General features: G+C 61.7%; 23 protein-coding genes and 3 pseudogenes. 13 read left to right on the top strand and 13 right to left on the bottom strand.

All coding sequences use genetic code 11. The features are described 5' to 3' along the window. Window positions 1–80: 80 nt before the first annotated feature. Entirely contained in the window at window positions 81–917 is an 837-nt protein-coding gene (locus ACFXS9_RS10355) for a TerC family protein (RefSeq protein ID WP_392688288.1), read from the bottom strand. 62 nt (window positions 918–979) lie between these two features. Then, window positions 980–1,402, bottom strand: a complete 423-nt coding sequence (gene ndk / locus ACFXS9_RS10350; RefSeq protein ID WP_392688285.1) for a nucleoside-diphosphate kinase — start codon at window positions 1,400–1,402, stop codon at window positions 980–982. Window positions 1,403–1,727: 325 nt separating this feature from the next. Between ndk and ACFXS9_RS10345 the strand changes: the two genes are divergently transcribed. Both ACFXS9_RS10345 and ACFXS9_RS10340 read left to right on the top strand, forming a co-directional pair. After that, window positions 1,728–2,006 (top strand): sulfur globule protein precursor, encoded by a 279-nt coding sequence (locus tag ACFXS9_RS10345; protein WP_392688282.1) that lies wholly within the window; start codon window positions 1,728–1,730, stop codon window positions 2,004–2,006. A 452-nt stretch (window positions 2,007–2,458) separates the two neighbouring features. After that, a complete protein-coding gene (locus tag ACFXS9_RS10340; RefSeq protein WP_392688279.1) occupies window positions 2,459–4,321 on the top strand; it encodes an ABC-F family ATP-binding cassette domain-containing protein in 1,863 nt (620 codons plus the stop codon). Window positions 4,322–4,346: 25 nt separating this feature from the next. Here the strand turns inward: ACFXS9_RS10340 and ACFXS9_RS10335 are convergent, their stop codons facing one another. From ACFXS9_RS10335 to ACFXS9_RS10325, 3 genes are all read right to left on the bottom strand, one after another. Beyond that, entirely contained in the window at window positions 4,347–4,880 is a 534-nt protein-coding gene (locus ACFXS9_RS10335; RefSeq protein WP_082637716.1) for a hypothetical protein, read from the bottom strand. 123 nt (window positions 4,881–5,003) lie between these two features. Then, complete coding sequence (locus tag ACFXS9_RS10330; RefSeq protein WP_392688275.1) at window positions 5,004–5,456, bottom strand: DNA polymerase III subunit chi; 453 nt, start codon at window positions 5,454–5,456, stop codon at window positions 5,004–5,006. Window positions 5,457–5,470: 14 nt separating this feature from the next. Further along, window positions 5,471–6,973: a leucyl aminopeptidase gene (locus ACFXS9_RS10325; RefSeq protein ID WP_392688272.1), complete on the bottom strand. Its 1,503-nt coding sequence runs from the start codon at window positions 6,971–6,973 to the stop codon at window positions 5,471–5,473. 360 nt (window positions 6,974–7,333) lie between these two features. Here ACFXS9_RS10325 and lptF point away from each other — a divergent pair. The 7 genes and pseudogenes from lptF (at window position 7,334) to ACFXS9_RS10290 (ending at window position 16,059) form a co-directional block, all read left to right on the top strand. Then, window positions 7,334–8,502, top strand: a pseudogene (lptF, locus tag ACFXS9_RS10320) (LPS export ABC transporter permease LptF). After that, window positions 8,499–9,596 (top strand): LPS export ABC transporter permease LptG, encoded by a 1,098-nt coding sequence (lptG, locus tag ACFXS9_RS10315; protein ID WP_392688269.1) that lies wholly within the window; start codon window positions 8,499–8,501, stop codon window positions 9,594–9,596. Before lptF ends, lptG begins: the two are co-directional and overlap by 4 nt. 98 nt (window positions 9,597–9,694) lie before the next feature. Next, window positions 9,695–12,091: pseudogene (locus ACFXS9_RS10310) on the top strand (LPS-assembly protein LptD). 72 nt (window positions 12,092–12,163) lie between these two features. Next, window positions 12,164–13,104, top strand: a pseudogene (locus ACFXS9_RS10305) (SurA N-terminal domain-containing protein). Between the two features lie 3 nt (window positions 13,105–13,107). Next, on the top strand, window positions 13,108–14,112 hold the full coding sequence (pdxA, locus tag ACFXS9_RS10300) for a 4-hydroxythreonine-4-phosphate dehydrogenase PdxA (protein WP_392688267.1): 1,005 nt from the start codon (window positions 13,108–13,110) through the stop codon (window positions 14,110–14,112). Next, the gene (gene rsmA, locus ACFXS9_RS10295; RefSeq protein WP_392688264.1) at window positions 14,109–14,966 is read left to right on the top strand and encodes a 16S rRNA (adenine(1518)-N(6)/adenine(1519)-N(6))-dimethyltransferase RsmA; all 858 of its coding nucleotides are present in this window, start codon (window positions 14,109–14,111) and stop codon (window positions 14,964–14,966) included. The genes pdxA and rsmA overlap by 4 nt, the downstream gene beginning before the upstream one ends. A 34-nt stretch (window positions 14,967–15,000) precedes the next feature. Beyond that, on the top strand, window positions 15,001–16,059 hold the full coding sequence (locus ACFXS9_RS10290) for an alcohol dehydrogenase (RefSeq protein ID WP_392688261.1): 1,059 nt from the start codon (window positions 15,001–15,003) through the stop codon (window positions 16,057–16,059). 12 nt (window positions 16,060–16,071) lie between these two features. Here the strand turns inward: ACFXS9_RS10290 and ACFXS9_RS10285 are convergent, their stop codons facing one another. The 4 genes from ACFXS9_RS10285 to ACFXS9_RS10270 form a co-directional block, all read right to left on the bottom strand. Beyond that, window positions 16,072–16,284, bottom strand: a complete 213-nt coding sequence (locus ACFXS9_RS10285; protein WP_245319827.1) for a hypothetical protein — start codon at window positions 16,282–16,284, stop codon at window positions 16,072–16,074. Between the two features lie 181 nt (window positions 16,285–16,465). After that, a complete protein-coding gene (locus tag ACFXS9_RS10280) occupies window positions 16,466–16,921 on the bottom strand; it encodes a carboxymuconolactone decarboxylase family protein (protein ID WP_065729737.1) in 456 nt (151 codons plus the stop codon). Between the two features lie 74 nt (window positions 16,922–16,995). After that, entirely contained in the window at window positions 16,996–17,529 is a 534-nt protein-coding gene (locus ACFXS9_RS10275) for a YkgB family protein (protein ID WP_392688257.1), read from the bottom strand. A gap of 75 nt (window positions 17,530–17,604) precedes the next feature. Then, window positions 17,605–18,414, bottom strand: a complete 810-nt coding sequence (locus ACFXS9_RS10270) for an SDR family NAD(P)-dependent oxidoreductase (RefSeq protein ID WP_392688255.1) — start codon at window positions 18,412–18,414, stop codon at window positions 17,605–17,607. Between the two features lie 112 nt (window positions 18,415–18,526). Between ACFXS9_RS10270 and ACFXS9_RS10265 the strand changes: the two genes are divergently transcribed. Continuing rightward, the gene (locus ACFXS9_RS10265) at window positions 18,527–19,474 is read left to right on the top strand and encodes a LysR family transcriptional regulator (RefSeq protein ID WP_392688252.1); all 948 of its coding nucleotides are present in this window, start codon (window positions 18,527–18,529) and stop codon (window positions 19,472–19,474) included. Between the two features lie 3 nt (window positions 19,475–19,477). On the opposite strand, the gene ACFXS9_RS10260 is transcribed toward ACFXS9_RS10265, so the two are convergent. Continuing rightward, window positions 19,478–20,506: a fatty acid desaturase gene (locus ACFXS9_RS10260; RefSeq protein WP_392699713.1), complete on the bottom strand. Its 1,029-nt coding sequence runs from the start codon at window positions 20,504–20,506 to the stop codon at window positions 19,478–19,480. A gap of 366 nt (window positions 20,507–20,872) precedes the next feature. Between ACFXS9_RS10260 and ACFXS9_RS10255 the strand changes: the two genes are divergently transcribed. Continuing rightward, window positions 20,873–21,370 (top strand): hypothetical protein, encoded by a 498-nt coding sequence (locus tag ACFXS9_RS10255; RefSeq protein WP_392688249.1) that lies wholly within the window; start codon window positions 20,873–20,875, stop codon window positions 21,368–21,370. Window positions 21,371–21,382: 12 nt separating this feature from the next. Here ACFXS9_RS10255 and ACFXS9_RS10250 read toward each other — a convergent pair whose 3' ends face one another. Then, window positions 21,383–22,912, bottom strand: coding sequence for a ComEC/Rec2 family competence protein (locus tag ACFXS9_RS10250; RefSeq protein WP_392688246.1), 1,530 nt, complete (start codon window positions 22,910–22,912; stop codon window positions 21,383–21,385). A gap of 518 nt (window positions 22,913–23,430) precedes the next feature. On the opposite strand from ACFXS9_RS10250, the gene ACFXS9_RS10245 reads away from it, so the two are divergent. Next, entirely contained in the window at window positions 23,431–23,652 is a 222-nt protein-coding gene (locus tag ACFXS9_RS10245) for a hypothetical protein (RefSeq protein WP_156908492.1), read from the top strand. A gap of 291 nt (window positions 23,653–23,943) precedes the next feature. Here the strand turns inward: ACFXS9_RS10245 and ACFXS9_RS10240 are convergent, their stop codons facing one another. Continuing rightward, window positions 23,944–24,684 carry a class I SAM-dependent methyltransferase gene (locus ACFXS9_RS10240; protein ID WP_392688242.1) on the bottom strand — a complete coding sequence of 247 codons (741 nt, stop codon included), beginning with the start codon at window positions 24,682–24,684 and terminating at the stop codon, window positions 23,944–23,946. Between the two features lie 93 nt (window positions 24,685–24,777). After that, window positions 24,778–25,683, bottom strand: coding sequence for a LysR family transcriptional regulator (locus ACFXS9_RS10235; protein ID WP_392688239.1), 906 nt, complete (start codon window positions 25,681–25,683; stop codon window positions 24,778–24,780). A 221-nt stretch (window positions 25,684–25,904) separates the two neighbouring features. Here ACFXS9_RS10235 and ACFXS9_RS10230 point away from each other — a divergent pair, with 221 nt between their 5' ends. Then, window positions 25,905–26,687, top strand: coding sequence for a carboxymuconolactone decarboxylase family protein (locus ACFXS9_RS10230; protein WP_392688236.1), 783 nt, complete (start codon window positions 25,905–25,907; stop codon window positions 26,685–26,687). Window positions 26,688–26,796: the final 109 nt, after the last annotated feature.

Here is a 26,796-nt window from a genome sequence, read left to right as displayed (position 1 = left end):
CCCGGCAGCCTTCCGTTCTCATCTGATACAATGACCGTGCCGACCTCGCCATCCATGCCGCGAGATCGCAAGGCCCTTGCCTACGCCGTCGCCGAGTGCTCCGCGCCCTGCAGCCTGCGCTTGCGCCAGACCGAGCCCACCAAAAGCACCACGGCGATGCCGATGAGTCCAAGGATCACCTCGCCGCCATGGCCGCCATTGGCGAACTGCGGCGCCATGCCGATCGATTTGAGGACCCCATCGAGGCCGACACCGACCGGACCGTTGAAGAATGCGTGCAGAGACGGTTGCAGCGCCGGGTCGGTTGCCATCACCTCGCCCGCGACCCAGCCCAGCAAGCCTGCGCCGGCCCACACCAGCGCGGGAAGACGCGTCAGCAACGCCATGATCAGCGCAGCACCTGCGACGATCAGGGGAACGCTGATGGCAAGGCCGATGACGAGCAGCGGGATGCTGCCATTGGCGGCCGCGGCGACCGCGATGACATTGTCGAGGCTCATGACGATGTCGGCGATCGCCACGATCTGCACCGCTGCCCATAGATGCGCAGCCGCGTCGACGTCGCCCTCGTCCTCGTGTTCAGGCACCAGAAGCTTTGCCGCGATGAAGAGCAGCGCCAGGCCGCCAACCAGCTTGAGGAATGGCAGCCCCATCAGCGTCACGACGATGCCGGTGAAGATGATGCGCAGCAGCACGGCAACGCCGGCGCCGAGGATCATGCCCCAGAACCGCTGACGTGGCGGCAGCCCACGGCACGCCATCGCGATGACGAGCGCGTTGTCACCCGACAGCAGGATGTTGATCCACATGATCTTGCCGAGCGCGACCCAGAAGGCGGGTTGCTGCATCTCGGCCTGGAACTGGGTGAAGAACGCAGAGAGCGTTGCAGGATCGAAGATTTGCAAGAGCCAGTTCACAGCGTTTCCCCCAGGCGTCTTCAGCCGTTGCGCGCGGCTATTGCGGCCGCTCTTCCAATCGATTAGCCGACGATTTCGTTACCGGAAAAGAACTGCGCGATTTCGATCGCGGCGGTCTCCGGCGCGTCCGAACCATGCACCGAGTTCTCGCCGATCGACTGCGCGTGGACCTTGCGGATCGTACCTTCCGCGGCCTTGGACGGATCGGTGGCCCCCATGACGTCGCGGTATTTGGCAATAGCGCCCTCGCCTTCCAGCACCTGCACGACGACCGGACCGGAGGTCATGAAGTCGACCAGCTCGCCGAAGAATGGACGCGCCTTGTGAACGGCATAGAAGGTTTCCGCCTGTTCGCGGGTCATGCGAATGCGCTTCTGGGCGACGATCCGCAAGCCGGCCTTCTCGATCAACGCGTTGACGGCGCCAGTCAAATTGCGCGCGGTCGCGTCCGGCTTGATGATCGAGAAGGTGCGTTCAATCGCCATTGTTTACGTCCTTGCAAAACACGCTGATTGGAGAGTTGCGGGGCTTATATCGGCGCCACCTCGCGACGGCAAGCGACCCGTGACGCGCCTGCCCCCGATTTTGGGCGCCTTTTCGTGCGGCACGTCACCCTGTAGGGGCGAAGATTGCCGCAATTTCATGGAGGTGAACCCACTCTGTAACCTGCGTCACGCCGTCATTCAGCTTCGCGGTCGTAGATTTTCCGACGATCGGACACCGGGCGCGCATCCGCGAGGCCCGGGGCGTTACGGGAGGCGATCTCACCGATGGCGCGCATTTTCGCGCCTGAACCTTGAGGAGACGATCATGTTACGCAAACTCTCGCTCGTTGCAGTGGCCGCGGCTTCGCTCGGCGCGGCTGCGCTGGCGCCGACATCGGCCTCGGCCGGTGGCTGGCGTCACGGCTGGCACCATCATCATCACCATCATCACGGCTGGCATCATCGCCATCACGGCTGGGGCTGGGGCCCGCGCGTCGTCATCGGCGGCCCGGCCTATTTCGGTGGCCATGGCGGCTGTTACGTGCGGCGTCTGGTTCCGACCCCCTGGGGACCGCGCTGGCGGCTGGTGAACCGCTGCTACTGAGCTGTTTGGAGCTTCTCCCTGACTGACGCCCCGGCCGCCGCCGGGGCTTTTTTTGTGCGGAAGCGAACAGCCAGCAATGATTGGACCACTTGCACGCGAACGCATGGGGCTCTGCACGGGAAACAAATTTCGCGGTTGTGACTTGATCCTTCATCATTGTTATCAAGCCTTGCGAACGCCGCGAGGTGGAACTCGCGAAGAGACCCGTCGATGGATGGCCGAATCGTCAGAGATTTCGAACAACTCGATCACAAGACATGCGTATCGATCTGCGACGCCATCGGCGAACGGCTTCAGCAAAACTTGCGCCCCGAAACTGAACTGCCACCGCGTCTACGAGAACTCGTCGACGAGCTGCGTCGCCGCGACAGCGAGTTGCATTGAGGGCCGCTGGGTAGCTGATTTGCCGATAAATGGGTTGCGTTTGACACCGGCTCCGGTGACAACGCCGCATGCTTTCCATCACAGACATTTCGATCCGGATTGCCGGGCGGCTCCTGATCGACAACAGCACGGTGCAGATCGTGCCCGGTGCTCGCGTCGGCTTCGTCGGGCGCAACGGCGTCGGCAAATCGACGCTGTTTCATGCGATCCGGGGCGACCTGCCGACCGAATCCGGCAGCATTACGCTACCGCCGCGCTGGCGCGTCGGCAGCCTGGCGCAGGAGGCGCCAGACGGCCCGGAGAGTCTCATCAATGTCGTACTGAAGGCCGATCTGGAGCGCGATACGCTCCTCCGTGAGGCCGAAACCGCCACCGATCCGCACCGCATCGCCGAAATCCAGACCCGGCTGGTCGACATCGACGCGCACTCCGCACCGGCGCGCGCCGCGGCAATCCTGAGCGGCCTCGGATTCTCCGCCGCGGACCAGGCGCGGCCGTGCTTGGAATTCTCCGGGGGGTGGCGCATGCGGGTGGCGCTGGCGGCGACGCTGTTCTCGGCGCCGGATTTGCTGCTGCTGGACGAGCCGACCAACTATCTCGACCTCGAAGGCACGCTGTGGCTGGAAGACCATTTGGCGAACTATCCACGCACTGTCATCGTCATCAGCCACGACCGCGATCTGCTCGACACGTCTGTCGATCAGATCCTGCACCTCGATCGCGGCAAGCTGACCCTCTACAAGGGAACCTATTCCTCCTTCGAGGAACAGCGCGCCATGCGCGAAATGCTGGACGCCAAGCACGCCAAGCGCCAGGCCGACGAGCGCAAGCGGCTGCAGGCCTTCGTCGATCGCTTCAAGGCAAAAGCCTCGAAAGCCCGACAGGCGCAATCCCGCGTCAAGATGCTGGAACGGATGAAGCCGGTCACCGCGCTGGTGACCCAGGATGTGCGCGAAATCACGTTCCCGACGCCGGAGAAAATGCTGTCGCCGCCGATCATCGCGGTGGATGACGTCTCGGTCGGCTACGATCCGAAAAAGCCGGTGCTCAACCGCGTCACGCTGCGCATCGATACCGACGACCGCATCGCCCTGCTCGGCTCCAACGGCAACGGCAAATCGACGCTGGTCAAGCTATTGGCGGGCAAGCTGCAACCTTTCTCCGGCCGGATCACACGGGCGGAAAAACTCTCGGTCGGCTATTTCGCGCAGCATCAGGTCGACGAGCTCAACCTCGATGCGTCGCCCTACGATCATGTCCGCAGGCTGATGCCCGATGCGCCGGAAACCAAGGTGCGCGGGCGCACCGGCGCGATCGGATTTGCCGGCAAGGCCGGCGACACCCTGGTCAAGAGCCTTTCGGGCGGCGAGAAGGCGCGGCTGTTGCTCGGCCTCGCCACTTTCTTTGGCCCGAACATGATCATCCTCGACGAGCCGACCAACCACCTCGACATCGACAGCCGCGCGGCGCTCGCCGAAGCGATCAACGATTTCCCCGGCGCCGTCATCATGGTCTCGCACGACCGCTATTTGATCGAAGCCTGCGCCGATCAATTGTGGGTCGTCGCCAATCAGACGGTGACAACCTATGACGGCGACCTCGACGATTACAGGCGAATGGTATTGTCGATCGGGGACAAGCGCGAGCGCGGCAGCGAGCGTGTCAAGGGAAGCGTGAAGCCCGAGCGCGCCAGGAGTGAAAGGCGATCACCGCTGAAGCAGCGGATCGTCGAAGCCGAGGCCGAAATCGAGCGGATCAGCGGCATCATCGCCAAGATCGACACTGCGCTTGCCCTGCCGGATCTGTTCACGCGCGATCCCAAGCAGGCCGCCCAGCTCAGCAAGGCGCGCGCCGGCGCCGAAAGCGCGCTGCGGCGGGCCGAGGAAGATTGGCTGGAAGCCAGTTCGGAATTTGACGAAGCGGCAGGCTAGCTAAAACGGATCGTCGTCGGCGAATTTACGCCGCCGGCTTCTTCTTCGGCTTGGCGCCCCTCGCCGGCGCCGCCGGCTCCGGTGCACGCTCGATCGAGGTCAGGCGTCCGGCGGTGAACGTGTAGATGCCGGCCCGCTGGCCGCGCGAATAGTTGACGACCGCCACGCGGTCGCCGCGCGGGTTGTTGGAAAGGCTGACATTGTCGGGCGCACCGATGCCGCGCACGACGTCGCATTCGGTATGGCCGAGCGCCACCGTTCCCGTCGTCGATGGAGGCGGGTTGCCCGCAGCACCATTCGCCAACGCATTGGCGTCGGTGCCCGGTCCCGCCATGCCGGGACAAGCGCCGTCGGCACTGACGAGTTCATCCGGCGTGACCGGTTTGGTCGGGGTCAGCGGCGGCGTTTCGATCGAGACGTTACGGATGAACACGCGTCCGGAGCGCGAAAACCAGTCTGCATCCTTCGACAGCAGATCTGTACCCGAGCAGCCCGCAAGCGCAGGTCCGAGCAGCAACAACGTCAGCAGTGGCTTTCGATCGATTGTTCCGCGTCGCACGCTAAACCCCAGGCCCCCATCCTCACTGTAACCATTTGTCCGACCATCACTTTGCGGCACGACCATGGCTACCCGCAAGGTCCAGCGCAGAAACCGCTGATTATCATTAATTCCTGTGGATCGCTATTGCCGCCGCTGCCACCGGCCCCGCTCGTCGGCCTGCCAGTAGGTCACCTCGAATCCCCGCGCCTTGCAATCGGCCCAGGCCCCGCGCGCAGCCGTCAGCGCATCGGCATCGTCACCGTCGAAGACCAGCACCACCCGCTCGTAGCTATCGCAGTCGACCGGCAACGCCGCGTTGTCGATCAGGAACCTGACATTGGCCCCATTCGGATTGCTCTCCTCGATCGAGAGAATGATGGGCTGGTCCTGGGCATCGCCGGCGCGCCATGTGGCATGCGGCAGGAACGAATCGTCGCTGTAGGTCCACAAATGCGCATCGAGCGCATCGGTGCGCTCCGGCGAAGTCGATTGCACGACGACGCGCCAGCCGCGCTCGAGCGATTTTTCCAACAGCGGCGGCAATACGCTTTCGAGCGACATGGCCTGCAAATGGTAGAACAGGACTTCCGTCATCGCCTGCAACCGAACTATTTCGTGGCTTCGTAATATTCCGCGACCAGCCGGTCCAGCAGACGAACGCCGTAGCCGGATCCCCAACTGTGGTTGATGTCGGTTTTCGGCGCGCCCATCGCGGTTCCCGCGACGTCGAGATGCACCCACGGCGTGTTGTCGACGAATCGCTGCAGGAACTGTGCGGCGGTGATCGAGCCGCCGTGGCGCCCGCCGGTATTCTTCATGTCGGCAAACTGCGAATCGATCAGCTTGTCGTATTCAGGACCGAGCGGCATGCGCCAGACCCGCTCGCCGGTTTCATTTCCGATCTTGCTCAGCCGTTCCGCCAACTCGTCATTGTTGGAGAACATACCGGAATACTCGGTTCCGAGCGCGACCATGATCGCGCCGGTGAGCGTTGCGAGATCGACCATGAATTTGGGTTTGAACTTCTTCGCCACGTGCCAGAGCACGTCGGCCAGCACGAGTCGGCCTTCGGCATCAGTGTTGATGATTTCGATGGTCTGCCCCGACATCGAGGTGACGATATCGCCGGGACGCTGGGCGTTGCCGTCGGGCATGTTCTCGACCAGGCCGATCGCGCCGACCGCGTTGACCTTCGCTTTGCGCGCCGCGAGCGCATGCATCAGCCCGACCACGCAGGCCGCGCCTCCCATGTCGCCCTTCATGTCCTCCATGCTGGCGGCGCCCTTGATGGAGATGCCGCCGGTATCGAAGCAGACGCCCTTGCCGACGAAAGCAACGGGCTGATCGCCCTTCTTGCCGCCGTTCCAGCGCATGATCACGGTGCGGCCGGGCTGGGTCGAGCCCTGTGCGACGCCGAGCAAGGCGCCCATGCCGAGCTTCTTCATCGCCTTGACGTCGAGCACCTCGACATCGACGCCGAGCTTCTTGAGCTGGCTCGCGCGGCGCGCGAATTCCACGGGGTAGAGTACGTTCGGCGGCTCGTTGACGAGTTCGCGCGCAATGATCACGCCGTCGACGACATGGGACGCGGGCGCAAGCGCCTTTCGCGCGGCGGCGACATCGTCAACGGCAATTGAAACGTCGGCGCGCAGCGCGCCGTTCTCGCCGTCCTTCTTCTTGGTCTTGTAACGATCGAACTTATAGGCGCGCAACCGGATGCCCGACGCGATCGCCGCGACCGAATCGGGCTGCATCGGCCCCTCAGGCAATTCGGCGATCACGGTGACCGCTGTGCTGGCGGAGTTGAGCTTGCCCGCCGTCACCCCGCCGAACTTGAGAAAATCCTTCTCCTTGATATCGGCCGTCTTGCCGACACCGACGACGATCAGGCGCTCTGCCTTGATTCCATCCGGCGCCGGAATGTCGAGCGTCGATCCGCTCTTGCCCTTGAACTGATTGGCCGCCGCCGCCCGCTTGACCGTATCGGCTGCCTTTCCCAGCGCCTTCCGCGTCGTCTCGCCGAACTTCAATGCCTCGTCGCAAAACACCACGAGAACGGCGCGGGGGGCAGCGGAAAAAGCGACAAAGCCGACCTTGACGGCGTCGGTCATAGGTAAATCCTCCAGAATTCAGGGCTGTCTTGCGCGGCCAAAATCGGTCCGCATTATGGAATGTTCTCTTCGGTAACGGCCCAAATCGTTCAGGACCTGATGTTTTCGGCACTATGGCCTGTCTGCCGCACCACTGCCAAGCACTGCCGTGGCTGGAACGCCACATGAAACGCCACATGAGATGAATTCTTAACCGTATCGAGGGGACGCCACGGCCCGGCCATTTTGTTGACGGATCAAAGGGATGGTAGTGAGAATGTAGATGGCTGACGATTGGCGGCCCGACCATGGGGAACCCTCAAACAGGGATTGGTCGGAAGCTGCCCTTTGGGCGTGCAAGAGTGGGATCGTACGGTAACGATGGGGTCGATCGACAGGTACATTTTCCGCACGACGCTCGCGTCGTTTGCGCTGGTCCTGGTCAGCCTCACCGGCGTGATCTGGATTACGCAGGCGTTGCGCGGCATCGACCTGATGACCAGCCAGGGCCAGACCATCATCACCTTTCTCGGCATCACCAGCCTGGTGATTCCGGCGCTGGTTTTGATCATCGCCCCGATCGCGTTGATGATCGCGATCTCCCACACGCTGAACAAGCTCGCCACCGATTCTGAAATCATCGTGATGAACGCCGCCGGCTTCTCGCCTTTCCGGCTGTTCCGCCCATTTTTCTATGCCACCTGCGTGGTGGCGCTGATGGTTGCCTTCATCGGCTCCTATCTCGCGCCCGACGGCATGCGCCGGATCAAGCAATGGGATGCCGAAATCACGGCCGACGTGCTGACGAATATCCTGCAGCCCGGCCGATCTGCCCAGCTCGACCAGAACCTGACTATTCGGATCCGCGAACGCCAGCCGGGCGGCGTGCTCGCCGGCATTTTCGTCGACGACCGCCGCGATCCGAAGGAGCGCGTCACCATCATCGCCGACCACGGCACAGTGCTGAAGAACGAGAACGGCTCCTATCTGGTGCTCGAAGACGGCAATCTCGAACGTTTCGAGGCGGGAAAGCGCGATCCGGCCTTTGTGGCGTTCGTTCGTTACGCTTTCGACATGTCGAAATTCTCCAATCGCGGCCGCGACGTCGCACTGGGGATCCGCGAACGCTATCTCTGGGAGTTGATCTCGCCCTCGGAGAACGATCCGGTTTTCAAGCAATTGTCCGGACAGTTTCACGCCGAGCTGCATGACCGTTTCCTGGCGCCGGTCTATCCCTTCGCCTTCGCAGTGCTGACCTTTGCGTTCCTCGGCACGCCGCGCACCACTCGCCAGAGCCGCAATTTTTCGATCGGCGGCTCCATCGTGGCGGTGTTTGGCCTGCGCATGGCGGGATCGCCTGCTCGGTAATGACGGTGAAGACGCCAAGCATGGCTCTCGTGCAGTATTCGATGCTGTTCGGCGCGATTGGCGTCGGGCTGTGGATGATCATCGGCGGCATCGTGGTGGAGCCGCCGGCCGCGCTGATGGAGGCCATCAACAGGTCGAACGCACGCCTCGCTCGGCTCTTTGGACGGCCCGCCACCGCATGAGCATGATGACCAACACGCTCGGGCGATATTTTGCCGGCCGCTTCCTGATCTCGGCGGTGGGCGTGTTTGCGAGCATTTTCGTGCTGCTCGTGCTGGTCGATTACATCGAAATGGTCCGCAAGACCTCCGGGCTGGTATCGGCATCGGCGATAACAGTGGCGCAGACGTCGCTGTACCGGGTACCGCAACTGCTCGAAAAGCTGATGCCGTTCTGTGTGCTGATCGGCGCGATGACCTGCTATCTCGCGCTGTCGCGGCGGCTGGAGCTGGTGGTGGCGCGTGCTGCCGGCGTATCCGCCTGGCAGTTCATTTCGCCGGCGCTGGCAAGCTCGATCATTCTCGGCACCCTGGCGACGGTTGCCTACAACCCGATGTCGGCGAACCTGCGCGAACTGTCCAAGCGGATGGAAGCCGAACTGTTCGGCTCGGCGCCCGGTGGCGGCATTCAGGATGCATCCGGCTTCTGGCTCAACCAGATCAACAGCGACGGCCAGTCGATCATCAATGCGGCCCGCAGCGAGCAGCAGGGTGTCCGGCTGACGGGGCTGACCGTGTTCCGATCTGATACCGATCTCCAGTTCAAGGAGCGAATCGAGGCGCGCGAAGCTTCCCTCGAAGAGGGCCGCTGGGCCTTCAAATCGGTACGCCGATACTCCCTGGATAAACCTCCGGTTGATCAGGAGAACTATTACCTCTCAACCACCCTGACCCCGGCCCAGGTTCGCAACAGTTTCTCCACCCCCGAAACCGTGTCTTTTTGGCAACTGCCCGGCTATATCCGCTCGTCCGAAAGCTCCGGCTTCGCGACTGCAGGCTACCGTCTGCAGTACCATAAGCTCATCGCACAGCCATTTTTGCTGGCTGCAATGGTGATGTTGGCGGCTTCCGTCAGCCTTCGCTTCTTCCGGATGGGCGGCGTGCAAAAGATGGTTTTAAGTGGCGTGGGCGCAGGGTTTCTGCTCTACGTTCTATCGAAAGTTACTGAGGATTTGAGCAAGGCTGAGTTGATGCATCCCATCGCTGCGGCGTGGTTGCCTGTCTGTGTGGGCGGCCTCACCGGCTTCTTAGCCTTGCTGTACCAGGAGGACGGGTAGTGGCCGTTGTCGCCGCCCGCCAGTTGAGGTCGCCTGCGTTCAGGCGGCGCACCACCGTGCGCCGCTATCGAGCCCGCTTGGCCGCCGTTGGCGTACCTATGTTTGCCCTGCTCGCCGGACTGGTTTTCGGCGGCACGATTGAGCTTGTCCTGACGGCCCCCGCCGCGGCGCAAAGCTTCACCTACAATCCGCGTCCGCCCAAGCCGCCGCCGCGCCCTGTCAACAACGACGGCAGGATGCTCGTGCAAGCCGTCGAGGTGGACTACGACTACAACAACCAGCGCGTGTCGGCGGTCGGCAACGTGCAGATGTTCTACAACGGCACCAGCGTGGAGGCCGACAAGGTCATCTACGACCAGAAGACCAAGCGGCTGCATGCAGAAGGCAACATCCGCCTGACGGATGCGGAAGGCAAAGTCACCTACGCAAACATCATGGATCTGAGCGACGACTACCGTGACGGTTTCGTCGATTCTGCTGCGCGTCGATACGGCTGACGATACGCGCATGGCGGCGACGCGCGCCGACCGTTCTGCCGGCAATTACACCGTGTTCGAAAATGGCGTCTATACCGCCTGCGCGCCGTGCAAGGACAATCCGAAGAAGCCGCCGCTATGGCAGGTCAAGGGCGCGCGCATCATCCACGACCAGACCGACAAGATGCTGTACTTCGAGAACGCGCAGCTCGAATTCTTCGGCGTGCCGATGGCGTATCTGCCGTATTTTTCGACGCCCGACCCGACCGTCAAGCGCAAGACGGGCTTCCTGATGCCCGCCTACAGCAGCAACTCGACCTATGGCTACGCCGTCGAAACCCCGTTCTACTGGGCGATCGCGCCGGACTATGACGCGACGTTCAATCCGCGCTTCACCACGCGGCAAGGCGTGCTGTTCCAGGGCGAGTTCCGCCAGCGCCTGATCAACGGCTCGTACCAGATCCGCGGCTACGGCATCAATCAGCTCGATCCCGGCGCGTTCGCCGGTCAGCCCGGCGATCGTGACTTCCGCGGCGGCGTCGACACCAAGGGCCAGTTCGCCATCAACGACAAATGGGTCTGGGGTTGGGACGGCGTGCTGCTGTCGGACTACTACTTCTTCTCTGACTACCGGCTGGCCCAATACAGGGATCCGCTGGGCTCGTTCCTGACCCTGCCGACGGAAGCGATTTCGCAGCTCTATCTGACCGGTGTTGGCAATCGCAGCTTCTTCGATGCGCGCACCATCCATTACCTCTCCTTCTCCGGCAACCAAGACAAGGTGCCGGTGATCCATCCGGTGATCGACTACAACAACGTCATCAACCACCCGATCCTCGGCGGCGAGGTCAGCTACCTGACGAATTTCACCAGCCTGTCGCGCACGACCGCGGCCTTCGACCCGATCACGACGGTGGCGAACACCGCTGGCCTGTGCCTGAACGCATCGGCCGATCCGCTGGCCCGACCCCCTCGCAGTGCCTGCTGCGAGGTATGCCCGGCACCTATACGCGGCTGACGGCTCAGGCGCAGTGGCGGCGCTCGTACACCGATCCCATTGGCCAGATCTGGACGCCGTTTGCGATCATGCGCGCCGACGCCATCAGCGCCTCGATCTCGAACCAGCCTGGCGTTTCGAACTTCCTCCCGGTCGGCGACACCGAGGCGCTCCGCCTGATGCCAGCGGTTGGCCTCGAATATCGCTACCCCTTCATCAACGTTCAGCCCTGGGGCACCACCACGATCGAGCCGATTGCGCAGATCATCGCTCGTCCGAACGAGACCTTCGCCGGCCGGCTGCCGAACGAAGATGCGCAAAGCATGGTGTTCGACGCCAGCAACCTGTTCGCGATCGACAAGTTCTCCGGCTACGACCGCGTCGAGGGCGGCGGCCGCGCCAATGTCGGCGTGCAGGCGACCACGCAGTTCGATCGCGGCGGCAGCGTCAATGTGCTGTTCGGCCAATCCTACCAGTTGTTCGGCCTGAATTCGTATGCGGTGCAGGACCCGACTAACACCGGCCTCGAATCCGGCCTGCAGAACACCCGCTCCGACTACGTCGCTCGCGTCAACTATTCGCCGAACCGGACCTATACGTTCAGCGTGCGCTCGCGCATGGATGAAGCGACGATGAACGTCAATCGCTTCGAAGCCGAAGGACGCGCCGCGTTCGACCGCTGGTCGGTCAGCATGATGTACGGCAACTATGCCGCCCAGCCGGAACTCGGCTATCTGACCCGGCGCGAAGGCCTGCTCGGCAGCGCATCCATCAAACTGGCGTCGAACTGGGTCGTTTCGGGAGCCGCTCGCTGGGATCTTGAAGCCAACAAGCTGAACCAGTACATCATCGGCGCCGGCTATGTGGATGATTGCTTCGTGCTGGCCGCCAACTACGTCACGTCCTATAGCTACTCCGCCGGGACGACGCCGCCGGTGCTCAATCACGCTTTCATGGTGCAGATCGGCCTACGGACCATTGCGAATTCGTCCTCGTCGTCCGGCACCAGCGGCCTTCAGTAGCGTGAGACCCGAACTTGCCGGAGAATACCCAGCACCGCGCGGTACGAATTGGTTGATACGACTGATATGACCATGACGACCATTACGCTCCTTCCTCGCCGATTTTGGTCCCTGATCGCCGGCGGCGCCGTTGCGCTTGCCGTTCTGGCCGGCGGCGCTTCACCGCTGCAAGCGCAGTCCGTGGCGGTGATGGTGAACGGTGAGCCCATCACCACTCTCGATATCGAGCAGCGCACCAAGCTCAACTTCCTGACCACGCGGAAGCAGATGCCGCGGAAGGAGGTGATCGAGGAACTGATCGACGAAAAGGTGAAGATCAAGGAAGCCAAGCGGTTCGGCGTCGACCCTACGGCGAGCGATATAGACCAGGCCTTTGCCGGGATGAGCCAGCGGATGCGTATCTCACCCGAACAATTGACCAAGTCCCTGGAGAGCCAGGGGGTCCGGCCGGAAACGCTGAAGGCCCGCCTCAAGGCCGAGATGGTCTGGGGCAGCCTGGTGCGCGGCCGTTTCAAGGAGAGCCTCCAGGTCGGCGAGAAGGATGTTGCCGACGCCGCCCAGCAAAGCGGCGAAGCGACCCAGGCCGACGCGTTCGAATACAGGCTGCAGCCAATCGTGCTGATCGTGCCGCGCGGTTCGGCGCAAAGCGCGATCGACTTACGGCGCAAGGAGGCTGAGTCCTTGCGCGAGCGCGTCCAGAGCTGCGAGCAGGCCAACTCTACTTCAAGTCGATGCAGAATGCCGCGATCCGCGGCATCGTCACCAAGACTTCGGCCGACATACCCGGCCCGCTTCGCGAGCTCCTGGACAAGACGCCGATCGGTCGCCTGACCCCGCCCGAAATCACCAAACAGGGCGTGGAGATGGTGGCGTTGTGCGACCGCAAGCCGACCAAGATCGATACGCCGAAGAAGCGGGAAATCCGGGAAAAGATGTACACGCAGAAATACGAGGCAAAGTCGAAGGCTTACCTGGCCGACATCCGCAAAGCTGCGATGATCGAATATCGTTGATGCATGGCAAAGCCCCTCGCGCTGACATCCGGCGAGCCTGCGGGCATCGGCCCCGACATCGCCCTTGAAGCGTGGCGGCGGCGCGGTGAACTGGACCTCCCGCCGTTCTACCTGCTCGGCGACCGCGCGTTCTTCGCCGAGCGCGCCAAAATTCTGGGATTGCAGCTCGAACTCGCCGATGCCGTCCCTGAGGAAGCCAGCGCGGCATTCGCGAAAGCCTTGCCCGTGGTGGCAACGGGCGAAACAGCCACGGCGCGGCCCGGACAACCCGACGATACCAGCGCAAACGCCGCCCTCGCCTCCATTCGCCAGGCCGTCGACCATGTCAGCCGAGGAAGAGCCGGTGCCGTCGTCACCAACCCGATCGCCAAGAGCGTGCTCTACCGTGCCGGATTCCGTCATCCCGGCCACACCGAGTTTCTCGCCGAGCTTGCCGCCAATGGCGGCAGCGTGCCCCAGCCCGTGATGATGCTGTGGTCGCCGGCGCTCGCCGTCGTTCCCGTGACCATCCACCTCTCGCTGCGCGAGGCGCTGACCCAGCTATCGAGCGAGCTGATCGTGACGACCGCCCGGATTGCGGTCGCGGATCTGAAAGCGCATTTCGGGCTGGCCCAGCCGCGGCTCGCAATATCGGGCCTCAATCCGCATGCCGGCGAAGACGGCTCGCTCGGCAGCGAAGACATCGACATCGTCGCGCCTGCCGTCGAAACGCTGCGCGCGGAAGGTATCGACGCCAGGGGTCCCTTGCCGGCGGATACGATGTTTCACGCTGCGGCGCGCAAGACCTACGACTGCGCCGTCTGCATGTATCACGACCAGGCGTTGATCCCGATCAAGACCATTGCGTTCGAGGACGCCGTCAACGTCACGCTGGGCCTGCCGTTCATTCGCACCTCGCCGGACCACGGTACGGCCTTCGACATTGCCGGCACCGGCAAGGCCAACCCGTCTAGTCTCGCCGCGGCATTGCGACTCGCCGCGCGCATGGCGACGACCAAGCCTTCATGAGCGCGATCGACGATCTGCCGCCGCTGCGCGAGGTCATCCGCGAACATTCCCTGTCGGCCCGCAAATCGCTCGGCCAGAATTTTCTGCTCGACCTCAACCTCACCGCGCGGATTGCACGCGCCGCCGGCCCGCTCGAAGGGGCAACGATCATCGAGGTCGGTCCCGGCCCAGGCGGCCTGACGCGCGCGCTGCTGGCGCTCGGCGCTAAACGTGTCATCGCGGTCGAGCGCGACGAGCGTGCGCTGGCTCCACTCGATTACATCTCCAGACGCTACCCTGGCCGGCTTGAGATCGTGCACACTGACGCACAGCGCTTCGATCCCCGTCCGATGCTGGGCGGCGAGCGGGCAAAAATCGTCGCCAACCTGCCCTACAATATCGCAACCGCGCTTCTCGTGGACTGGCTCTCGATCGAGCCATGGCCGCCCTGGTACGACATGATGGTGTTGATGTTTCAGCGCGAGGTCGCCGAGCGGATTGTTGCCAAGGAGAACGACGAGGCCTACGGCCGGCTCGCGGTGCTCGCCAACTGGCGCTCGGAGACCAAGATCCTGTTCGACATTTCCCCCGCGGCGTTCGTGCCGCAGCCGAAAGTGACCTCCTCGGTAGTGCGGCTGGTGCCGCGTGAGGCACCCGAGCCGTGTGACCGCCGCGCCCTCGAACAGGTGGCAGCCGCCGCCTTCGGCCAGCGCCGGAAAATGCTGCGGCAGAGCCTGAAATCGCTCTCGGTCGATCCGGCCCGGCTGGCCGAGGCCGCGCATATCGACGCGACCAGGCGCGCCGAAACCATTCCAATCTCCGGCTTTGTTGCCATGGCCCGCGAATTGACCGATATACGAAGCATAAAAGCGTAAACGCCCTGAAGAAACTGCTCGAGGAGATGATGCCATGGCGCTGATGCGTCGCCAGTCCCTGGTCAAGTTCGATGCGCCGTTGTGCGAAACCATCGTCGACACGCCGAAGCCGAAAGGCAGCGAAGTCCTCGTCCGCATCGAGCGCTGCGGTCTCTGCCATTCCGACCTGCACATCCAGGACGGCTATGCCGATCTCGGCGGCGGCAAGCGGCTCGACACCACGCGCGGCATGACGCTGCCGTTCACGCTCGGGCACGAGATTGCCGGCATCGTCGCTGAAGTCGGTCCAGACGTTTCGACGGACCTGATCGGAAAGAAGCAGGCGGTATTCCCCTGGATCGGCTGCGGCCAATGCCGCGACTGCGCCAATGGCGACGAGAACCTCTGCGTCAAGCAGCGCTTCCTCGGCGTCTCCATCGATGGCGGCTTCGCCACTCACGTGCTGGTGCCCGACGCCAAATATCTGCTGGATTACGATCCGCTTCCGGTCAACCAGGCGGCGACGCTGATGTGCTCGGGCGTCACCGCCTATGGCGCGCTGAAGCGGCTGGTCGACCGCCCGCGGCAGCGCAATCTTTTGCTGATCGGGCTCGGCGGCGTCGGCATGATGGGGCTTTCATTCGCGCAGGCGATGTTCAAGCAGAACATCACGGTCGCCGACCTCTCGCCTGCCGCGCGCGAGACCGCGCTGCAGAACGGCGCAGCGGTTGCCTACGATCCGGCCGAGCCTGAGGTCATAAGGCGCATCCTGAAAGAAACCGAGGGCGGCTTCGACGGCGTCGTCGATTTTGCCGGAAATGAGAAGTCGATGGCGTTCGCCGTTGCGACGGTCGCGCGCGGCGGCAAGATCGTGGTGTCCGGCCTGATGGGCGGCAATTTCAGCCTGCCGATGGTGCAGTGGGTCTACAAGCGGATGACCATCGAGGGTTTTATGGTCGGCACCCTCGCCGAGGCCAAGGAATTGATGGCGCTCGCCCGCGCCGGCAAGATCAAGCCGACGCCGATGAAGGAAGAGCCGATGGCCGACATCCAGAAATGGATCGAAGAGCTGCGCGCCGGCAAGGTGGTGGGACGTATCGTGCTGAAGAACTGAGGCGGGCGACCGTTAAGCCGATTTTGGCTTCGACAGTTCTTGAACGGCCCGGTGCGCGACAACGTCCAACCCGCCCAAGGTGGTGTTTCCCTCCTCTGCACTCTGCATCAGCTTTCGGGCGACGTATTTGCGGCTTTCATGATCGCCGCCGTTGGGAAAACGGCTGCAGGCTTTTTCCAACGCAACTTCCATGTTTGCAATCGTGCGGTCATCCAATTTAGCCACGACGTCACCTCCCCGGGGTGAACAAAGCCAACCGACATCCCTTGCGAGTACAACGATCATTGAATGATAGCACTTTCGGGAAAAAGCGGGAATAGCGGATGGCACCTCGCCGAGAGGCGACGTGTCGCCTCCTTGCAAACTTCCCGGGACGATCACGGCCATCGGATGGTATGCCTAATGCCTACTTCCCGAGCGCCGCCTGCGGCGTGTTGCGAAAGCTGATTGCCATGCGGTTGTAGGCGTTCATCAGGCCGATCGCGATCGTGAGGTCCACGAGCTCGCGCTCCTCGAACACGGCGCGGGCGGCCTGATATGCTTGATCCGGCACGCCGGTATCGGCGACGCGCGTCACCGTCTCGGCCCATGCAAGCGCGGCGCGTTCGCGCTCGTCGAAGAGATTGCCGGCTTCCGCCCACGCCTGCACCAGCGCGAGTTTTTCGATCTTCTCTCCCTTCTTGAGCAGATCGCGCATGTGCATGTCGAGGCAATAGGCGCAGTTGTTGATCTGGGAAATTCGCAGGTAAACCAGTTCGACTAGCGCAGGAGGAAGTCCGCTCTGCATGACGTAGCCGTAGACGCCGCCCAGTGCTTTCACGCCTGCCGGCGCGATCTGGTTATAGTCGAGACGCTTGCTCATTTTCTTGCTCCTTGATGACTGTTCTTGCTGAATGGAAGTAGTCACTTTCTTTTCTTAGGGCGCCGAGCGGCCGCTCACCTGCGAACCACCGCCTTCAGCGAGTCGACGAATACCCAGAACGAAGCGGCGAACAGGCCGACATCCTTCAGGAGAAACTGACCCGGCGCGACGGTGATTGCGGGCAGCCCGATCTCCGGCACCACGACGCCTGGCGTCGAGATCATGAAGCTGACGGTGGTGACGAAGAGTCCGGCCGAGAGAAGGCCGCCTGCTGCAGAAAAGATCGGGCTTGCCAGTCTGAGGATGATCAGCAGCCCGATGCTCAGTTCGACGAAGCCGAGGAAATTGGAAAAGCCGCGGACCGAAAGCAGCGCATAGAACCAGCTCACGAGCGGACTGTTCTCCACCAGCGGCACCAGTCCCTGGGCCTCATAATCGGTGAACTTCATCCCGCCGAACCAGGCGTAGATGATCCCGAGCGACAAATAGAGACCGGCTCGGCTGACCGGCTCAGCGTAGACGATCAGGCGTTCGGCTTGATCGCGCCATCGGATAATGGAGCCCGGTGCGAGGATCGGCGCCGGGAGCTGGGTGATAATGCGTGACATGGTAATCTCCGTTTTCATGGGTCAGGGTTCAATCCGATATCCGGCTGCACGACTTGTCCTGCGCCAGCCGGGTGCTCACGCATTCACGCGCTTGCGCAAATTGTAGCGAGGGGCCGGGATGGCACTCGAAAGCCTGTCCGACATGGCTTGGCGCGCCGCCTCATGACGGTCCCACTCTGCCTTGTCCGGCAGCGATGGAATGGTCACGGTCTCGCCGAGGTCGAGACCGGCCAGCGCGGCATCGACCATGTCGTCGGCCGACATCACGATCTGCGCCGGAAGCTGATGAACCGGCGTGCCGGCGACGTCCCAGAATTCGGTGGCGGTGGCGCCTGGCAGCACCGCCTGCACGCGGACGCCCTTGTCGGCGAGCTCGTGAACGAGCGAGCGGCTGAATGCGAGCACGAACGCTTTGGTGCCGCCATAGACGCCGTTCAGCACCTCCGGCGCGATAGCGACGACCGACGAAATGTTGATGATCGTGCCGTTGCCGCGGGCAACAAATCCCGGGACTGCCGCATAGGTCAGCCGCGTCAGCGCGGTGACGTTCAGACGAACCATGTCCTCCATCTTGTCGACGTCGGAAGCAAGCAGCGGGGCTGCCGCGCCGACGCCGGCGTTGTTGACCAGCAAGGAGATACCCGCATTGGTCTTGAGGATGTCCTCGACGCGCTGCAGGTCCGCCGGGGACGTGAGATCGGCCTCGACCGTCTCCACGTTGCGACCCGTCTCGTTGGCGAGCCGGCGCGCCAGCGATGCAAGTCGCTGCTTGTTGCGCGCAACGAGAATGAGGTCGTGGCCGCGTTTCGCCAGACGATCGGCGTAGATCGCGCCGATGCCAGTTGATGCGCCGGTAATAAGAGCAGTGCCTTTGGTCTGGGTCATGTCCATCTCCATTGGTTGGGTTCGTTGCTTCGCGCTGATGGATAGTCCCTTCCGGAATTCATGGGTATCTGGCAAAATCGAGATATATCCTTCCAAAAAATGGAAGCATCCGATGGACCGTCTCGAAGGCATGTCGATTGTGTTGGCGGTCGTGGAGGCCGGAAGCCTGTCGGCTGCGGCGCGCCGGCATAAAATGCCGCTGGCCACCGTGAGCCGAAAAGTATCCGAGCTCGAAGCGCACCTGCGCACCAAGCTGTTCAACCGCTCGAGCCGCGCGCTCGTCCCGACGGAGGCAGGCTGCTCCTACATCGCCGCGGCAAAAAGGATCATCGCCGACGTGGCCGAAGCCGAACGCGCCGCATCCGGCGAGTACGCGACGCCACGCGGGGAGCTGAGCGTGTCGGCGCCCTTTGCGTTCGGCCGGCTACACTTGGTGCCGGTGCTGGCGGAATTCGCGGTGACATACCCGGAGGTGGACGTTCGCCTCGACCTGCTAGACCGGCCGGCCAATCTTCTGGAGGAGCATGTCGATGTCGCGCTTCGGATCGGAACGCTGGCCGACAGCAGCCTGATCGCGATCCGGATCGGCGAAATCCGCCGCATGCTGTGCGCGAGCCCGGCCTATCTGAAATCGCGCGGGACGCCGAGATCCCTTGACGACCTCTCCAAGCACGACTGCATCAGTTTCGTGCCGTTGCAGTCACCAGCCGAATGGACGTTCAAGAAAGACCAGACCGATTACGTCGTGCCGGTGCGGTCGCGGCTGGTGTTGAACCATCTTGAATCGACGTGCGATGCCGCGCGCTGCGGCATGGGCATCGCAACGGTGTTCTCCTATCAAGTAGCAGAATCGGTCAAATCCGGAGAGCTCGCGCTGCTGCTGCAGGATTTCGAGCCGCCGCCGATACCCGTCAGCCTCGTCTATCCGCCCAATCGCTTCATGCCGGTCAAGTTGCGCGCCTTCCTGGATTTCGCGCTGCCACGCCTCAAAGCACGCATCGCCGACCTGCCGAAACGCGCCGCGCCGCGAGGGCGAGCTGGGCCTGCACTGTCACCGTAATGCCTAAAAGTCCCGGGCTCTGATTTCCCGGAACGACACCAGACGGCGCTGCGTCTCGTCCCACAACACAAGTCGTACACACCGAAAGCTCTCCAGGAGCGTTATGTGGCCGACATCGCGCAGCTCCGGGTGGTCACGCAGCACGTGCGGCAGTCGGTAATAGGGAATCCGACTGGAGAGGTGATGCACGTGGTGAATACCGATGTTGGCCGTGAACCAGCGTAGCAGCGCCGGCAGTTCGTAATGTGAGCTGCCGTGCAGAGCGGCTTGATGCAGGTTCCAGTTCTCGTCGCGATCCCACGTCGTGTGTTCAAACTGATGCTGCACGTAGAACAGCCATACGCCGGCCGTGGCGGCCAGCAGCGTAATCGGAAGATGCACGAGCAGGAACGCCTTGATCCCGATAAACCATGTGAGCGCAGCGACGATGACGGCAATCGCGAGATTGGTTGCCATTGTACTGGCCCAAGGCTGCCAGCCATTGCGCATCAGGCCGACCGGAATCCTCTGTTGCAAAAGAAACAGATAGGCCGGCCCGAGACCGAACATGATCAGCGGGTTGCGATAAAGACGGTATTTCAGACGACCCCACCAAGGAAGGGCCCGGTATTCGCGCACGGTCAGCGTATCGACGTCGCCGATGCCGCGGCGATCGATGTTGCCGGTGGTGGCATGATGAATCGCATGCGTGCGGCGCCAATAGTCGTAGGGTGTGAGCGTGAGCACGCCAATGGCGCGGCCGACCCAGTCGTTCGCCAGGCGGCCCGCAAAAAAGGTGCCATGGCCGCAGTCGTGCTGGATCATGAACAGGCGCAAGAGAAAGCCAGCGGCCGGAAACGCGATAAGCAATGAAGCCCAGGCATAGCCAAGGGAGAACGTGAACCAAGCCGCGGTCCACAGGATGACGAGCGGCAAAGCCGTGATCGCCAACTCGGTCAGGCTCCGCAGCCGAATTGGGGCGCTGTAGTTGCCCAAAATGGGCTTCCAACGCCGTGCGTTGAGGACGTCATCGCTGCCAATGGGAGTCTGAATGAAGCCAAAGTCTTTTTGCCCATTAGATCCCTGCACAGTTCTCTTAGGCACAGATATCCCTTCTGACAGTCACGTAAGATCGAGGCACCGATGGATCGGAACCTACGTCCGCTGATCGATTTTTGGAGAAGGGTCTGAAACGTGCGTGCCTGTCAGCAGCAAGGCAAAGCGGGCCCAGTCGTTCGGCCAAGTGTCGATTACCCCGCATATGGACACAAATTGGGGAAACGTCAAGGACTGCAGCTTGGCTCGCCGACGTGCTGGCGCATCAACGATCATGCTATCCAGAGGGTGCTGAGCTTCTGCCCTGGAACTGGCGAAAGCTCGTGCCGAGCCATGTCGAAGCGGCGTGAGCAAGGAGGGCACATGAGAACAAGCGACCTGTCCGCGGCAGATAAATCGGCGGTGACCGCCGCCTGCCAGGAACTGATTGACGATTTCCTGAAGCCCCGCTTCCTGCCCACTATCCGGCCGACGCAGTTCAACTACCCCGTCGATATCCCGGGAAAGTGGCACGGCACCAAATATCGCTTCATTCAACGCTACCGCTCCGGCTTCCCGGAGAATCTCGGCGAAGAGTTCGACGCCCCGTTCGCCCACCTCGACCGGATCAGCCGTAATCGCTTCGACATCCAGTGGCATCGTCACACAGGAGAATGGTTCTGCCTCCATCGCGGCCTCACCCTCGCCGAAGCGATTGACACGCTAAAGTTGGACGGATTGCTCCACCCACTTGAACACTGGACCTCTGCAAGCTCACATGCCCCGCGGTCCTCGCGGAGGGATACACGAGGCAAGCAGGCTTGGAGATTGGTGGCAAGGAAAGGCATTGCTGGCGGCTTTTGCAGCGAGAGCGCGGATTGAGGGACGGAGCGACTACGCCCGGACAACAACTTCTGGCTCCAATAGGCCCGCATCATTGAACGCGTAAGCGTAAGCTTCTTTCATTTTGACGTTGCCACTATCGGTGTAGACGAGCAGCCGATCACCGTTGGTTCGCGTCTTGACCATGCCAAAGGCGGTCCTGCTGAACGCGAAGAACTCCCCTCGCTTTTTGTCCTTCGCGCTGTCGATAAGGCGTGCCCAGTCTTCGACCTTAAAGAACGCCACAAGCTCCGTAACAAACACTAGGGGTTCCGGCACCCGCGACCATTTGCCAAGAGCGCCGACCAGGGTCGCTCGCGGATGAATGTATTCCTTACGAGCGTTCTCGTCGCCACTGGAGACCACGCTAACGATCGGCGCGACCGACTGGATGAATGCACCAGAGAAATCCGCCGATCCATGGTGTGGCACTTTGAAAACCTCGGCCTTAAGATTGAGCGCCCCTTTGTTGTGCTCGCGTGTCAGGAGACGTCCTGCTTCGTCGTTAAGATCTCCGGAAAACAGGTAGCTGATGTTGCCGTAGGTCATCCGAAACACGATGGAATGACCGTTGATCGTGTGAGACGCGGAAAGTCCGCTGGTGCGGAGATCGTCGGTATCAAGCGACTCATGACCGACACGAGGGCCCTTGGGCGGATTACCAAGGAATTTAAGTGCCGACTTCCCAGAAACCTTGGTTGCCAGCGGTCCAAGGACTTCGACCTTGATGTCCTCATCTCTTAAAAAATCGAAGGCATCGTCATCGCCGAACTCGAGCCGGCGGAGCTGAAGTCGCGCGCGTTTGTTATACGTCCGGAGTGTCTCCTTCCAGACCCTGAAAGGCCCGTTCATCTCGTCATCGGCAACGCTAAGAAGATTTTGCTCCAAACCTACGATGAAGGTTTCATCACCGACCTTCTTGGTTGGACCCAAAAGTTCGACTTCTTTCCTGTTTCGGTTACCTTTCTTGCCGGGCCTTTTGACAATACCATTGTGGTAGACGCGTTTGGGTTCAATGAACAAGCGCTTTAGCGCTCTCTCGTTGGTTTCCGATTTAAGGATCTCCGGCAGTCCGACGAAGTGATCGGCATCGCCGTGCGTCACCAGGATGCAATCGATAGCCTTCGGCTTTTTTAGTGAGGTCCCGCGAAACCGTGACGCCAAATAGCGCGCAAAGAGCTGGTTATCGCCGCCATCGACCAGCATGATCTTGCCCGCTGGGGACTCGATCACAGAGCCATCGCCCTGCTGAACGTCGACAAAGTTGACTTTGAGGACTTTGTTCTTGTTGCGTGGGATGACAATATCCGCGGGCTTCAAGCCGCTGCTCTTTCGCGGAACAATAAAACCAGTGCGCCGCTCCGGCACAATACTTCCGTCTTGTTCCTCGTGAAATTGGACCACAACCACTTCAAGGTGAGTTTTGGTTTCCTTGATAACCTCGACCTCATCGCCCCAAGCGAGTGTCTTCAAAAGCTTCTTACGATCCTTCGTTTCAAAAACATCCGCAAGATCAACGTTGACGACGCATTTCCTGCCCACAATCCCGCTCCCAGTATGACTGCAAAAATGATTTCAGAAAAAATTTGCCTGCTTCAAGGTGACCAGGCAACGAAAGGCTATCCGAGGAAACGCCCCTCTTCAACCAATAATTGCATGTTTCTCAATGCAATATTATTCCTTGAGGCAATGGCGCCCGACACAGAGCGCACTCGGGGGCGCGCGGAGTCCGCAAAAACACCAACACTCACATTCTAGCCTTAGGCAGACCATCTGTTTCCGCCGAAGGTAAAGCCCCTCGCAAGCAATGAACAACCAGATCCTTTCACAGATATTGAGCTAGGCGGTGACAACTCGGATGGATCGGTAAGTCACAATGCATTTGACGTGTTAGCGAAGCCTGGTGATCCGCAACGTCAATTGCGTGCACTGCCACCGTAGTGACCACGCGCTGCAATGTTCCTTGGCGGAACCTAGGATGAGCGCGCTATCAAAATCGCCGCAGAGCGGAACGAATGGCTTCCGAAGCCTTTGGTTTTGATCGACAAGAGGAGGTAACTATGAGGCTATCTGTCTTGGCGATTGCGACACTGCTTACGGTCGGAACCATCGCTTCGGCCAACGCTATCGAGTTCGGCGTCGGTCCTGGCGGCGTCTACGTTGGTCCCGGCTATGATCGTCCCTATTACCGCGATTACAGAGATGACTGCCGGATCGTGATCCGCGAACGCACCAACCGCTTTGGTGAACGCGTCAGGATCCGCGAGCGTATCTGCGACTAAACACGCGATCGACGGTTAGCGACGATCAGATCGGGGTCCGGCTGGGACGCTGGACCGATCGGTAGGTCAGGAATTGGTGCGATGTCGCACCCCCTGCGACACCGTTCCCGCAAAAGAAGGGCCTCAGCGCCGCTGGAGCCCTTCTTGCGTTTCTTGAATGCTGGTAGGCGGGTCAGCATCGCACCCGCTGCCGAAGAATCTTCGTCATGGTTCGTTGCAACGACAGCCCTCCAATATTAGCAAGAGTTACGGTGACAGCACTGGACTGCAATCGAAGGCCACGGCACCGGGTCACCGCCTCTCTGTCTTTCGCGCTGAGATCAGGAGTATCATCGGCCGCTCCAGCTCTTCGGCCAGTTCGGGCAAGTGCTCGATCTGTTCGCGCGTCGGGGCGAACTCCTCAACCCGGCGCAACTCGAAGCCCGCATCAATCAGCGTGTTGAGCGTCGTGCCGAGGGTCCGGTGATACTTCAGCACGCCCTTAGCGAACCAGTCCGTGCGGCGCTCGCCCTCGACCGAGTAGCCGTTGACCGGCCAGGTCCGGCGGCCGTCTTCATCGGCGATCCAACGCGGATGCGCCGCGGCCATGAAGATCGGATGCTCGATCGTGAAGACCAGATCTCCGCCTGGGACCAGCGCGTTGTGGATCATGCGCGCGAGGTGCCGAAAATCCTCGACATAGTGAAAGGTCAAGGCGCTGTAGACGAGGTCGAATGCCGCTTCGGGCAGCTCCAGCGTCTCGAGATCAGCGAGCAGATATTCAATGGCCGGGTCCGAGGTATCGACCTTGGCGCGGTCGATCATGTTCTGCGACAGATCGAGGCCAAGCACCGAGGCCGCGCCCTGCGCGCGCATCCAGCGCGAGGCCCAGCCGAAGCCGCAGCCCAGATCGGCCACGCGCTTGCCGGTTAGCGCGGGCAGCATGGCCTGAACAGCCGGCCATTCGGGCGCACCGTCCAGCCCATGCACCTGGCGAGGCAATTGGCTGTAGCCAGCGAAGAAATCGGGATTGTCGTAGATATTCTGTGCCACGTTTATCTCTATGATGAAGGTCGGTCTTGGCGATGACGTCCGGCTTGTAGACCTTCTCGGTCCAGTCCAAGGGGCGCTCCAGCGTTTTTCGTCCTATCCGACTTGCCCTCGGAAGCGAAGCGCATCCACAATCAATGAGAACGCCGGGGAAACCTGTCGCCGGCTGGGATAGTACAGGTGATACCCGGAGAATGGCGGGCACCAATCCGAAAGAACGCGGACAAGTTGTCCCCTCGAAACGTACGGCTGCACGTGGCCTTCGGTGAGGTAGGCTAGCCCGAAGCCCCGCAGAGCTCCTTCCAGGAGGAGGCCCGCGCTGTTGAACACAAGCTGGCCTTCAACACGAACGTTGACCTCTCGCCCGTTCTTTTCGAATTCCCAGGCGTAAAGGCTGCCGCCGTGGGTCGGCAGGCGAAGGTTGAGGCAGTTGTGGCCTGTCAGGTCCTGTGGTGTCCGGGGCCGCTTGCGATCAGCGAAATAAGACGGCGAGCCGACGACGGCCATTCGCAAATCGGGACTGACCCGAACAGCGATCATATCCTTTGCGACAAGTTCGCCTGGCCGGATACCTGCATCTACCTGCTGCGCCACGATGTTGGTGAGCCCGTAGTCGATAATCACCTCGACGTGAATCTCAGGGTACTTTGGCAGGATCTTGCGCAAGGCAGGCAGCAAGATTTCCGTGGCAGCATACTCTGTCGCGGTGAAGCGGATGGTCCCGGCCGGCCTTTCGCGGAGTTCGCTCAGTGCAGCAAGCTCTGCGTCCATCTCGTTGAACTTGGGACCGATACTTAGGAACAGCCGTTCTCCGGCCTGCGTTGGTGTCACGCTGCGCGTCGTCCGGTTCAACAGCCTGAGGCCTAATCGGTCCTCCAGGCTGCGAATGATCTGGCTGAGGGCAGATTGAGTCATTCCGAGCTTCGCAGCAGCCCGGGTAAAACTGCGCTCCCGCGCCACTGCAAGGAAGGCGAGGAGGTCGCTCGCGTCTTCGCGTTTCATTGATAAGTCTGTCTAATGATTGCATGTAGCTTCTATCATCTAATCATCGGACGGCGGAAGGCCTAGGTTCGGATCAGCAATCGAGGCCCGGCACGCCTCGGCAAGCAGACAGGATCAATCTGGACTTCACTGAAATCCTCAATCCGCCTACGCGCCAGGCGCTGTGAACGCGTTCGTATCGCCCGAGTCTCTGGGCGCGGCCACCAACGAGGAGAGTCGCCATGAGAGTGCTTGCCGCCGCCGCCTTCTCATTCTGCCTGTTAGCTCAAGGGATGGCGCAGGCACCGACAACCCCGGAAGGAGCAAAGCCGATGCTCACATCCCAGGACATTCGGGCGGTCGCGCCGGCCCTCGAAAGGTACGCGCAAGGTGTCGTGCTTGGCGATCTCTGGAAGCGGCCCGGTCTTTCTCCCCGGGATCGTAGTATCGTCACCCTCGCCGCTCTCATTGCCCGCGACCAGACGATCGAGCTGCCGTACTATCTCAATCTTGCGATCGACAACGGCGTAAAGCCGGCGGAGATATCGGAGATCATCACGCACCTAGCGTTCTATACCGGCTGGGCGAACGCAATGAATGCGATTCCGGCCGCCAGCGAGGTCTTCAGGAGCCGCAACATCGGGGCGGACCAAATCCCGCAGGCATCAGGACCAAACCTTCCTCTGGACGAGGCGGCGGAGTCGCAGCGCGCGTCGCGCGTCGAACAGCAATTCGGCCAGATCACTCCAAGCCTCGTCCAATACACGACCGACGTGCTGTTCCGCGATCTCTGGCTGAGGCCGGGCCTGGCTCCGCGGGACCGCAGTCTGGTCACGGTCAGCGCTCTCGTCGCAACCGGACAAGTTGCTCAAATCACGTACCACCTGAATCGCGCGATGGATAACGGATTGAAGCGGGAAGAAGCCGGAGAGCTGCTCGGCCATCTCGCCTTCTATACCGGCTGGCCAAACGCGTTCTCCGCCGCGCCGGTCGTCAAGGACGTGATCGAGAAGAGGTCAAGGTAGCAGATGATCCGGACCCACTCGCGGCGGGCAGCAATCGCGATCACGGCAGCCGGCGCCACCTCGCTGACGACGCTCGGCAAACATGCCGCCCAAAATTTGCCGACCGAAG

The organism is Bradyrhizobium sp. RDI18 (genome assembly GCF_043203335.1).
GTDB classification, from domain to species: Bacteria; Pseudomonadota; Alphaproteobacteria; order Rhizobiales; family Xanthobacteraceae; genus Bradyrhizobium; species Bradyrhizobium retamae.
This window is presented reverse-complemented; position numbering and strand designations above follow the sequence as displayed.